Below are 12,042 nucleotides of genomic sequence, written 5' to 3'. Positions count from 1 at the left end.
CTCCTTATTTCTTCAGCTCGGTATTCACCCGCTTCACGGCCGCCTGCAGCGTTTGCTCCGGCGATTGCTGAGAATAGTTCATTTTTTCGAACTCTTGAATGAGGATTTCTACGATAGACCATTGCCTAACGTGGCGGGGCCAGTAAGCTACATAATTCGCCGTCGCCGCATATGCGCTGCGGTAATTCAAGCTGTTGAACGGCTCGCTAGCAACAACCTTCGTCATGCTTGGCACATGTCCGGCCTCCGCCCACATCGCGCCATGCTCCACGCACCATTTCGCAAAGGTCAACGCCGCCCGCTTTCTCTCATCCGTCATGGCATGCCTAGTAGGAATCGCGATGGTATGGGAGTCTCCCCAAACGGCAGGTTGATCGAACAATACCGGCATCGGTATCACGCCAAAATCTAAATTCGGCGCCTTCTCGAAAGCGCCCGTTCCCCACATCCCGGTAATGAGCACTGCCGCTTCCCCATCATAGAACAGCTTAAAAGCATCGTTGATATTCGGAGGAATAAGCTGTTTTTTGTATAATTGATCCACGAAGGTTAAAGCTTTCAATGCTCTGGGATTGTTAAAAACCGCTTCAGTGCCTTGTTCATTATAGAAGGTTCCGCCGCCGTTAATCTGATTGTAAAGGCTCCACCAAAGCCAAACGGAGTCAATCCGCGTGCTCGGCTGAGCCATCGGCGCTATGTTTGGCGGTATCGAAGCCTTCAGCTTCTGCAAGAAGGCAGCAAAACCATCGGCACCGGCGCTCAGTAACGGATTACCGTCGGCATCCAGCAGCCCGGCTTGACTCAAAAAGCTTTTATTGTAGTACATCACCAAAGCATGCGTGTCCAGAGGCACCGCATACGAATGGCCGTCGTACATCGTGGAATCGAGAATATTTTTATTGAAGCCCGTCCAGTCGAGATTAATTTGCTTGGCCGGCTCCGTCAGCTTCTCAATATAGCCGTTCTGGACGAACTGCTGCAGACTCGTCTGGTGCAAAATGGCCAGATCCGGCGCATTCCCGGACATAATGGCGGTTTTTAATCTGGAGTAGTAGTCATCCAATCTGGAATTGACTTGGACGACCTCGATCTCCTTGTTTTCCTTATTGAAGCGATTGACCATTTCGGTCATGAATTGGTTATCGCCGCCGCTGAACGGTGTCCAAAATTCCAATCTTACCGTAGATGCCTTCGTTTCGTTTTCGGCAGGATTCGCCTCTTCTTTGGAAGCGCAGCCAGTTAACGCTGCGATCAGAAGACCTATAAGCATATAGATCAGCCAATGCGCGCCCTGTTTTTTTGTTTGCATCCTTAGGCCTCCGCTACCTGTGAATTGTTTCACCCATCAATGCAATTGGGATAGGATATCCAAATAATCGATCTCCAGCTGTCCCGTCGCGTTTCCGATGATTACCGTGTTGGCAGCTGCGCTAAGCTTCACGTTAACTTCAACTTCCGCGAATTGATCGCGCTCGCCTGCAGGAACGGCCAGCTTATGAACGCCTCCGCCATTTACCGTAAACTGAACCTGCTGCTCGCTGTCCGTCGGATTGGAAATTTTCAAACGCAGGGTATAGGTCCCTTTCGCGGGCACCCTCACATTCCCGAACCGAACAGCATCCTTTCCCCCTTCCAGAATACGAACAGAGCGGCTATTCGATCTTAACGGACTCTCCACCAGCTCGCTGTCTAGAGAAAGCTGGGCGTATTCCGCTTCAAATCGAGGCAGCTCGACAGCAATGATCGATTTGATGGCCTGCCCGCCGTGAAGGTCAATCTGATTTTGGCCTTCGGCCAGCATAAGCTCAGCGTAAACATAACCAGCCTCATTCGGCTTGGTCGGAGGAAGAATGATTTCCGATAATGCTGCATCGCCAGCACCTGCCTGCAACCGCAGCTCCTGCTCAGTATCATTGGTATAGTGCACCAGAAATGGCGCTTTCGCCGTGATCGTAGATGGAATACCGCTAAAAGATAATAAGTCTTCTCCCGCGCTGATCCCATGCCGTACCGGGAATATACCCGACCCTGACGGAACCTCGATCGCTGTATCCAATGATAAAGGCGCTCCGAAAACGGGCATCCCGTCAGCCTGCCATTCGATTCGCTGGGCGCGCGCCTTTCGATTGTTCCAGCCGTCTGCGTCTCCGCTGGTGGCATGATAGACAATCCAATCCTCCGTTCCGTCCGGCGAGCGGACGAACGTATTGTGTCCGGGACCGTAAACCTCGGCTTCCCCGTCCATTTTCATGAGCGGCTGTTCTGCTTTTTTCCATTTGGAGGCATTCAGCGGATCTGCGCCAGGCGCAAGCGCCAGCAAACCAATGCTATAAAACGGAGTCCAACTGCCCGCTCCGGAATAAGCGATAAAGAGCCTGCCGTCTTTTTTCAAAATCGCTTGCCCTTCATTGATAAACGGCGGACCGCCTGCTTTTTCCCAATCAAGATCCGGCTCGCTTAGCAGCACTCGCGGCCCGCTGATCGTATACGGATTGCTCATTGGCGCAATGTAAGTATTTTGCTTTATGTTCAGATCGCCATCCCAGCCTGACCAGACAAAATAAAGCAGGTCTTCATGCTCAAGCACAACGCCGTCAATGGCCCATTTGCCTGTCGAATCCGTTACTTGTCCTTTGAATGCATAGCTGCCCATCGGATCATCGGTCTCGGATTCCAACGCATACATGCGGTGGTTTTCATTTTTACCATCGTCGGCCGCGAAATAAATATAATACTTGCCTTCGATATATTGCAATTCCGGTGCCCACAAATTGGCCGAGTACTTCGTATCGATAGGCGGGTACCAGACGACCTTCCGCTCCGCTTGATTGAAATCGAGCGTTCTCGATTTCATGATCATAATATCCGTCCCGTTATGCGTGAAAGTCATATAATAATAGCCATTCCGATAAAGGATACTCGGATCGGGCGTATCGATCGGCGCCAGCGTGTTTTTGAATGTCCCGCCATGCCCATTATAAACGCCGTCCGCCCCGGTGTCATGGTTCGTTTTGTTCATGATAAAAACCCCCGATAATAGGATGATAACTGCAGCAATAAGCACTGCGATTAATGAAATGCGCTTCCGTATCGTTTTCATGCCCTTTTCTCCTCGCTTACAACGTTATGTGCAGAAAGAGACCTGTAAGGCAAGGTCTCTTGTTAGTGCCGTATTTTCATAGGGAGGGGATGCCGAGCCCGCTTACTTCACCGCCGATTGCGTAATGGCCTTCACGAAGGAGCGTTGTCCAACAATGAAGACAATAACGACCGGAAGCGTTGCAACGGTGGTCATGGCCATCAGTTTGCCGTAGCTTTGCGTGTAGCTGCCCGTAGCCATCATTGCGATCCCTGCGGTGATCGTACGCATCTCGGGCGAAGTCGTCGCGTAAAGCGGCCAAACAAAATCATTGTAGATCCCCATAAACGTGAAGATCCCCAGCGTAACCATAATCGATACCGCGGAGGGCAATAATATACGCGCGTAAATTTGCCATTTATTCGCGCCGTCAATACGTGCCGCTTCCTCTATTTCCTTCGGAAAAGAAGCGAAAAACTGGTAGAGCAGAAAAACGCCGAACGCTCCGGCGGTTGCCGGCAAAATCAGCGCTGGATACGTGTTGATCAGATTAAGCGCGTTAAATTCCAAATACATCGGCAGGAACGTCAGCACGCCAGGAATCATAAGCGAGGCGATAAACAACGAGAGCATGATTCTGCGCAGCGGCAGGTCATTTAGTCTAGCCAGCGCGTAAGCGGCCATGGAATCGATGATCAGAACGATTACGGTTCCGATTAATCCGACCGACAAGGAGTTCATTATCCAGCGAATAATCGGAACATTCATTAATTCGCCGTTAATGCCTTGCACGAAGTTATCGACCGTTGGCTTTAACGGGAAGAAATTCATTTTACCGGACAAGGCTTCGAAATCATTTTTAAATGAAGTCGAAATCATCCAAACGAGCGGCAGCAGGAAAAATACTGCAACGATTACAGCCAGCAGGACAAGCCACAGCTTTCTCGTTTTCACCATTTAAACCTCTCCCTTTCTGCCATTCGTAAGCTTGAACTGTACGACTGAAATGATAATGATGAGCAAAGCCATGACGATGGCCATCGCCGAAGCCGAACCGATTTCTTTGCGGATAAAGGCTTGATCGAGCACGTTAATTAGCAGCACCTTCGTTGTGTCGCCAGGTCCTCCCCGCGTTAGCAAAAACGGCTGGGCATAGATATTAAAGGAAGCAATCGTCGATGTAATCATGACAAACAGCATCACCGGGCGAATCGACGGAAGCGTTATTTTCGTAAAATTATGCCAAGCATTCGCTCCATCGATCGAAGCGGCTTCATAGTAATCTTCCGGCACTTCGTTTAACGCATTGATGAAAATAATCATATTGAACCCGATTGTCCACCAAAGGGTAGTGATGATGAGCGAGATCCAGGTCCAAGGCGTATCCGTTAGCCAAGGTATGCCCGCAATGCCAAGCTTCGTCAGCATACTGTTCAGAAAACCGGCGTTCGTATCAAACATCATCAGCCAAATAACGGCCATGACGGAAGCCGACAGTGCATACGGAAGGAAATAAAACGTCCGGAATAACCCGCGGATTTTTGCTGGCAGCGCATTAATAAGCATCGCTAGCGCCAAACCAACGACAATTAAGAGCGGTACGGAAAATAAAACAAATTGAGCCGTCACCCATAAGCCCCTGAAAAAAATATCATGGATATAGGTGCCAGGCGTGAAAATATGAATATAGTTGGCAAGCCCGACGAACTCATGCTCTTTCGACAAAAGCTCGAAGTTGTGGAGGCTGATATACATGCCATACAAGATCGGGAACAAAAGAAAAATGCCGAATGCAGCTAAGTAAGGCAGTATGAACAAAAACGATGTAAAACGTGACGTAAACGTGGTTTTCAACCGGAGTCCCCCTTGACGCATTGCGATTTTTCGTCCCATGCAAGCGTAACCTTAGAGGATGGGGACGGACTCTGCTATCCCCATCCTCCTCGTTACTTTTAATCGATTTAGCGTTATTTCTTAAGCGCTTGCTGTGATTTGGCCGCTGCATCGTCAAGTGCTTTTTGCGCATCCTTTTTGCCTAACAAAGCGTTGTTCAGCTCGCCCCAAATCGGCTCGGAAACCGTTCCCCAGTTCAATACATTCGGTGCGAATTGTACGTAAGGGAAGGCAGAAGCTACGCTGTTTTGGAATTCTAGCGCTTTGAATGCGTCGCTCTCCAGCATCGGTTTCGATGCGAGCGCTTGGCCGGACTCCGCCCAGTCCATCGAGTTCGTCGATACATATTTCAAGAAGTCGCCGATCCCCGCTGTTACTTTCTCATCCGTTACGCTTTTTGGAACCACGAAGCCGTGGGATCCCGCGAATACCGCTTGCTTCGCCTTGCCGATTTGCGGCACCGGCGCGACGCCGTAGTTGAGACCCGCTTCGTCAAACTGCGATTTCATCCACGGACCGTTGAACTGGATTGCATTCTTGCCTTGAAGGAACAGCGTGTTTTCGCCGTCCTGCTGCACATTGGCAGGCGAGACGCCGCTGTCTACCATTCCGCGCAGCCACTGCACCATTTCTACGGCTTCCGGAGAATTGTAAGCAACATCCGTTCCGTTCCACAGCTCACCGCCGTTTTGCCATACGAGCGTCGGAAAAATAAATTGCTGCGGCCACAAGGTTGGGACGGCATAGCCGTATACGCCTTTGCTTTTATCCGTCAGCTTCTGAACGGCATCGTCGAATTCCGCACGGTTCGTCGGAGCGCCCGCAATGCCCGCTTTCTCAAACAAATCCTTGTTGTAATACATCACAAGGGGGTGAATATCGAGCGGAATGGAATACCATTTGCCGTCCAGCGTCGAATATTCTGTAGCCGCTTCCGCAAAATCCGTTTTATTGATGCCTGCGCCTGAGGCCATGCCGTCAATCGGCTGCAACTGGTCTTTGCTTGCATAAGTCGGCACTTGGTCAACGTGCATAATCATAAGGTCAGGGCTTTCTTTGCCTGTGCTCAGCGCTACGTCCAGCTGCTTGTAATATTCTCCGTTAGGCTGGATAACGAAATTGACTTTATATTGATCTTGGGAGCCGTTATATTTATCTACGATCTTCTTCATGAAGGGTCCATCTGAGCCGGAGAAAGGCGACCAGAACAAAATATCCGTCTTTTTGCCGCTGCCGGCATCTTTACCGCCGTTTGCCGTTTGCTCTCCGGCATTATTGCCGCCGTTGTTGCCGCCGCTGCAGCCTGCAGCAATCATAGCAACGATAGATACCATCAGAAGCAGCATTGAAAACTTATTGCGTGCTTTGCTCATTTTTTTATCCCCCTAAAAATGATGTTGGATAGACGTTTTGTCTTCCGTGGTTACATCATAAACGGAGGGGCTGGGCAAACATATGCCACATTTATAGATGATATGGACATATTTTTGGATAGCTATCCTAAAAAGATAATAAAAAAAGCGGCGGAACAGGATTTTGTCCTGGTCCGCCGCTTTTTGCATGTTGAGCCTATTCGCTTGCCGCCGCATCGGTCTGCTGTTCTTGCTGCTGAGGCTGTCTTCCGCCTCCGCCTCCCCCGCCGCCGAAGCCGCCGGTTCGGATCGTAATCGATTCGGCCTCCTGCGTATCATCCTTTAACATCACGGATAAAATATCATCGGCCTTGAGGTCCGCCAACGTCATTTCCGTCTCCGCCATTTGCTCGTTCTCGAAGGTCATGGTCGTTATTTTCGTCGTATCCGTCACTTGAATCGTTACGGTTTCATCCGAAAACATCGCGCCCATGTTCATGCGTCCGCCGCCTTCGGGAGCGGTTCCGTCTCCAGCCGGCGCGTCCGCAGGCGGCTGCGCCCCTTCGCCATCGGCCGGCGCCGTGCCAGTTCCGTCACCTTGCGGCGGACCGCCTTGTCCCATCGCAGATTTGTAAAGCGTAATGGTTTGTCCATCAATGGATTTGATTTTACCCATCAAATCGGCTTGCGCGCCCATTTGTCCCATTCCTGGTCCGCCGGTGCCGCCACCCGCTCCATTTTCCTGAACATCTGTCTGCGCATCTGCCTGCACTTCGCCTGCCGCCTGCTCCTCCTGTACCCCGCATCCCGCCAAAGCCGCTGCGATCACCACGGCGCTGAGCATCACTTTCCATTTGTTCATATCGTTCATCTCCCATGAATGTGGTTGACATTCCTTATGTCCATAACGAATTCTAGCATTCGATTATGAACGAGAGATGAACAAGAACTGAAACATAGATTAACTTCTTCGAAGCAGCGGGTTCCGCTTCCAATTGCCTGACAGGAATAAAAGCGTGCCGATCCATCCGCAAATCGAAGCGATGACAAGCAATACCGTTAACGATACGCTGTCGGCAAGCGTGCCGCTTAGGATAGGGCCAATGCTGCCCCGAATACCGAAGAGCATCAAATGCAGCCCGAACACCATCGCCTCGCGGCCCGGCGCCAGCCGGAAAACAAAGGCTAAAATGCCGATATCCCAAATGGCTTCCCCGATGCCTTGAATCGCGTTTCCGGTTATGACCGCGGCGTAAGTGCCCCAAAGACCGTAAAGCATCGGAACGATCGCGTATGCCGCTATTCCGCATAGAAGCGTGTATTTGATGTCTATGCGATCAATCATCCATCCCGCTATTAAAAAGGTAAGCAGCAATGCCGCATAATAAGCTACGCGGGCAAAGCCGATCTGCAGGTTGGAGAGATCGAGTATATCGGCTTGAATAATCTGGTAAAGCGGATTCGCAAGCATATTGCCAAAGCCGGCAAAGGTCGTTGCCGCCAGGAAAACGGCGAGCGTCCGGTTTTCTTTAACGAGCTTCCACTGCTCCTGCAGCGGAAACCTGCTCGCCTTCTGGAGAACAACCGGCTTTTCCTTGGGCTCCTGCTTAGGAATCTTCAACGTATTGAATAGTCCAATCGATAACATGCCTGCGATGGAAGCCGTAATGAGCGGACCCGACGGCCCGAAAGCATCCGACCAGCTGCCGACGAAATACGCGAGCGGAATCATAATGCTCCCCATCGCCACCCGCACATATCCCATTAATCTCCCGCGCAAATCGGATGGATACATCCGTGAAATCAATGCCGCGTACGCAGGAGCCTGAATGCCCATTAGCAGCTGGAATAACAGCGCCGCAACGACATATACGGACGGAAAGGCAAAAAAAGCAGGAAGCAGCAGCAGCAATCTTCCAATGACATTCGGGATAATCACAAACGGCTTTGGATTATTGGCTTTTTCGATCCAGGTCGCCCAGAAGGGCGAAAATAAAAGGCCGATCGCCGGAGCCGCCGACAATAGCCCAACCTGAAAATTGCTTGCTCCCTGCTGAATCGCAAAGGCGATATAAAATTGATTCATTACCACATTAAACAAGCTGAATAAACAGGACGCTCCCACATCGATCCGAGCGTTCCTCCAAACATTTTCGGTCATAGACATCCCTAGCTTCACAATACGCGGACTAGCTTTGGACTCGGATTCCATTTGGACAGTTACCTTCTTCGCTATGTTGGTTAAAAACGCTTAGAGGATCCCTTGCGCTGCAAAGGATCCTCTCTTTCTAGCACTTCATTTGATAGGATATTACTACACTGCTTCCTATTTGTACAGTAGAAGTTGCAGACAAATCAAGGCTGCTTAACAATTCTGGAAGCCGCTGCGTTCTTCCTAATATTCTTCGATTATGATAGACTTTTCTCAGACGGTTACAGCATTATTTTCAAATCATTGGAGGGTATTACGTGAGTATTGCAATCGGAATTGATATCGGCGGCACAAAAATAGCATTTGGATTCGTGGATGAGCAAGGAGAAGTGATCGCCAAGGGCTCGCTCAAGACGGATCTTTCCGTCGAGCCGGCGGAAATGCTTGCACGGGTCGCAGACGCCGTAAAGCAGCTGGCTGAGCAAAACGGTCTTTCGCTGGCATCAATAAAAGGCGTTGGCGTCGGTGCTCCCGGTCCGCTGAATACGCAAAAAGGCGAGCTTACCTGCCCGCCAAACCTCAAAAGCTGGTGGGGCTTTCCTGTCGTAGATGAGCTGAAGCAGCATTTTCCTCTTCCTATTAAAATGGAAAACGACGCTACCGCTGCCGCGCTGGCAGAGAAATGGGTCGGAGCTGCCAAAGATTCCGATCATTTCATCTTTATCACGATCAGCACGGGGATCGGCGCAGGCATCTTTATGCACGGCAAGCTCCTGACAGGCTCGACAGGCAACGCCGGCGATGCAGGCTTCATGCTTGTTGACCAAGCCGGAACGCCGTGGGAGGTCGTGGCTTCCGGTACGGCCGTTGCCCGCCAGGCGACGGAGCTGCTGGGCCGAGAGGTCACCTCGAAAGAAGCTTTTGAGCTGGCAGCGCAAGGCGATCCGCAAATGTCCGAGCTCGTCAATCGTGTGTTCACTTCGATCGGCATGGGCTGCGTATCGCTTATCAATATACTGGATCCGAACAAAATCGTCATCGGCGGCGGTGTATCGCAAGTCGGCGAACCGCTGTTCGTGGCGGTAAGGGATTACGTATCCAAGCACGCGCTTAACCCATCTGGCAGAGAAGCGGCTATCGTTCCCGCGCTGCTGCAACAGGATGCCGGCCTGATCGGCGCCGCTGCGCTGATCCAGCAAGCTTATTAATCGAAAAGAGCAGCAGCCTTTGTACAACAGGTTGCTGCTCTTTTTTAACTAGCTCTTTCGAAGCCCGTTTAGATAAGTTTGGATTGTGATGCTTAAGCTGTCGTCGACAGCCTGCGGCATTCCAAAACCGCCCTTCTGCTCGATCGATGCGAATCCGTGCAAAAAACTCCGCAAACCCCTTACAATATGAATGGACTTCTCCCGGTCCAGCTGGTAATAGCTGAGCGTCTGCACCAATATATCGACGAGCACCTGCGCAGCCGAGGCATATTCCTCGTCATCCGCGTCCGGCGAGCGCAAAGTCAGCTCGTATACTCCCGGGTGCGATCTCGCAAAAGAAATGTACGCGGATGAGATTGCATGAATCGCCTCATCGCCTGTTTGTTCCTTCAAGGATTCATGGATGGCTGCGGTCAGCTTCTTTAAGCCGTAAATCGCTAGCTGATTCCGCAAACCGGTCAATCCGTTTACATGGTTATATAATGAAGGAGAGCGTACGCCAAGCTTCTGCGCCAGCGATGCCAGCGTTACTTCCTGTATGCCCTGCTCATCTGCGATGGCAGCCGCTTCCTCCACAATGGTCAACAAATCCAGCCCTCTTCTCGGTGACATGAGGATATCCTCCCGATTCTTCTATTTTGCTAAGGAACGCTCCGCTTCGGTGATTGCTTTCTCTATCCATTGCTTCGGCTGAACGAGCATATTCCCGTGGCCTGCGGCGAGCAGCGTGGGCTTTAAATCCCTAAGGCGTCTGGCTGATTCCAAGCTCGTTTGTTTATCCCACGTAGCCAGAGCGGGGAACGGAAACATCAGCTTCAGTTGCCCGGACACCGCAACGCCTGCGCGCGTTTGAAACGCATCGCCAACGATGAGAATATCGTTTCGGGTATCCAGGAATGCCATGGAACCCGGCGTATGTCCAGGCGCGGCTACGGCGAGCAAGGAGCCGACGCGATCGCCGTCCTGCAGCAATACATCCGGCTTGGTAAGCACCTTTTTGGGCACGCCGCCGCGAATCGGTCCGCTCGGTTCACCCGGCTCCAGCGAGCGGTCGCCTTGGAGCAGCCTTGCGTCTCTTTTGGAAATAAACACCTGTGCCGCAGGAAGCCGCTCCTTTAAGCCGTCGAGAGCGCCGATATGATCATCATGGGCATGCGTTAAAACGATACGCGTAATCGGCTTGCCAAGCTTTTCCGCCGCTTGCAAAATAGCTTTTACGTTGTTAGGAAGCGCAGCATCCACCAAGGTTAAGCTGTTTTCCTCCTCCACCAAATAACAGTTTACCGGAAATACCTTCGGCAAATAAGTCAGCTGTACAACCGTTTTCTCGCGTGTCATTCTCATCCCAATCGGCCCCCTCGAATAAAAACTAATGTCGTTAGTTTTATAATAAACTAATACCGTTAGTTTTAGCAAGCCCAAATTATATTATTTATTTTGCAAAAGAAACGATTCGATCTCTGCTTGATCTGGGATAGAAGCCTGAGCGCCCTGCTTCGTAACTGCCAGCGCCGCAGCAGCGGCTGCAAAGGTCAACGCCTGCTCTGCCGGCAGGCCATCCGCGCATGCTGCCGCATAGGCCCCGAAAAAAGTATCGCCGGCTGCCGTCGTGTCGACGGGCTTCACGGCGAAAGCAGGTATTGCGAGCGAAGCTCCCCGTTCATTTTGATAATAACAGCCCTTCTCGCCCAAAGTGATAATGACGTTTTTCGTTCCCCTATCCAAAACCCACTTTGCCGCTGCCTGAGCCGAAGCTGGATCGCTAACGGCTAGGCCTGTCACGGCCGCCGCCTCCGTTTCATTCAGAATGAGCGTATGTATGAGCGGAAGCACAGGTTCAGGGATGGCGCGAGCAGGCGCCGGATTATAGAAGACGTAAGTGTCGCTGCTGCTTGCGCTGTTCATCACGGCTAGATTGGTCTCCCACGGGATTTCGTTTTGCAGCAGCACGGCATAGATATCGGACCAATCCCCTGCACCCGCTGCCGCATCGGCTGCCGTAAGCTGGCCGTTAGCCCCCTCCGATAAAACGATATAATTCTCGCCTTCCCCGTTAACGGTAATAATCGCGAAACCTGAACTGCTTTGCTTGCGTAATATGTGATCTATGGCAATTCCATTTTCTTGTAAGGCTTCCAGCAGCGTCTCGGCAAAAGGGTCTTCACCAACCGCGCCAATCATTGCGCATCGAGCTCCTGCCCTGGCTGCAGCCACAGCCTGGTTTGCGCCCTTGCCGCCCGGATAAAAGGCCGTAGCCGCACTGGGTATCGTTTCGCCTGGACGCGGAAATTTCCCTACAGAGCTGACAATATCCATGTTTATGCTTCCAACCACGAGCAATTTATTCATAGGTAGATT

11 protein-coding genes are annotated in these 12,042 nt (G+C 51.3%); 1 reads left to right on the top strand and 10 read right to left on the bottom strand.

Translation table 11 applies throughout. The annotated features are described in order from the left end of the window. Positions 1-4: 4 nt before the first annotated feature. The 7 genes from MRBLPE1_RS15930 to MRBLPE1_RS15900 form a co-directional block, all read right to left on the bottom strand. On the bottom strand, positions 5-1,309 hold the full coding sequence (locus MRBLPE1_RS15930; protein WP_364146847.1) for an ABC transporter substrate-binding protein: 1,305 nt from the start codon (positions 1,307-1,309) through the stop codon (positions 5-7). A 36-nt stretch (positions 1,310-1,345) separates the two neighbouring features. Further along, positions 1,346-3,100 carry a family 43 glycosylhydrolase gene (locus MRBLPE1_RS15925; protein ID WP_364146846.1) on the bottom strand — a complete coding sequence of 585 codons (1,755 nt, stop codon included), beginning with the start codon at positions 3,098-3,100 and terminating at the stop codon, positions 1,346-1,348. A gap of 102 nt (positions 3,101-3,202) precedes the next feature. Then, complete coding sequence (locus MRBLPE1_RS15920) at positions 3,203-4,036, bottom strand: carbohydrate ABC transporter permease (protein WP_364146844.1); 834 nt, start codon at positions 4,034-4,036, stop codon at positions 3,203-3,205. Continuing rightward, positions 4,037-4,933, bottom strand: coding sequence for a carbohydrate ABC transporter permease (locus tag MRBLPE1_RS15915; protein ID WP_364146842.1), 897 nt, complete (start codon positions 4,931-4,933; stop codon positions 4,037-4,039). A 113-nt stretch (positions 4,934-5,046) separates the two neighbouring features. Continuing rightward, entirely contained in the window at positions 5,047-6,345 is a 1,299-nt protein-coding gene (locus MRBLPE1_RS15910) for an ABC transporter substrate-binding protein (protein ID WP_364146840.1), read from the bottom strand. Positions 6,346-6,541: 196 nt separating this feature from the next. Then, positions 6,542-7,186, bottom strand: a complete 645-nt coding sequence (locus MRBLPE1_RS15905; protein ID WP_364146837.1) for a hypothetical protein — start codon at positions 7,184-7,186, stop codon at positions 6,542-6,544. 99 nt (positions 7,187-7,285) lie between these two features. Further along, on the bottom strand, positions 7,286-8,536 hold the full coding sequence (locus MRBLPE1_RS15900; protein WP_364146834.1) for an MFS transporter: 1,251 nt from the start codon (positions 8,534-8,536) through the stop codon (positions 7,286-7,288). A 257-nt stretch (positions 8,537-8,793) separates the two neighbouring features. Between MRBLPE1_RS15900 and MRBLPE1_RS15895 the strand changes: the two genes are divergently transcribed. Continuing rightward, entirely contained in the window at positions 8,794-9,684 is an 891-nt protein-coding gene (locus tag MRBLPE1_RS15895; protein ID WP_364146831.1) for an ROK family protein, read from the top strand. Between the two features lie 48 nt (positions 9,685-9,732). Here MRBLPE1_RS15895 and MRBLPE1_RS15890 read toward each other — a convergent pair whose 3' ends face one another. From MRBLPE1_RS15890 to rbsK, 3 genes are all read right to left on the bottom strand, one after another. Next, a complete protein-coding gene (locus MRBLPE1_RS15890) occupies positions 9,733-10,296 on the bottom strand; it encodes a TetR/AcrR family transcriptional regulator (RefSeq protein ID WP_364146828.1) in 564 nt (187 codons plus the stop codon). 21 nt (positions 10,297-10,317) lie between these two features. Next, positions 10,318-11,028 (bottom strand): MBL fold metallo-hydrolase, encoded by a 711-nt coding sequence (locus MRBLPE1_RS15885; RefSeq protein ID WP_364146826.1) that lies wholly within the window; start codon positions 11,026-11,028, stop codon positions 10,318-10,320. A gap of 84 nt (positions 11,029-11,112) precedes the next feature. After that, entirely contained in the window at positions 11,113-12,033 is a 921-nt protein-coding gene (gene rbsK / locus MRBLPE1_RS15880; RefSeq protein WP_364146824.1) for a ribokinase, read from the bottom strand. Between the last annotated feature and the right edge of the window lie 9 nt (positions 12,034-12,042).

Source organism: Paenibacillus sp. LPE1-1-1.1 (assembly GCF_040676435.1).
In the GTDB taxonomy this organism is placed as follows: domain Bacteria; phylum Bacillota; class Bacilli; order Paenibacillales; family Paenibacillaceae; genus Pristimantibacillus.
The sequence above is the reverse complement of the archived record's forward strand: the minus strand, read 5'-3'. Positions and strand labels throughout refer to the sequence as shown.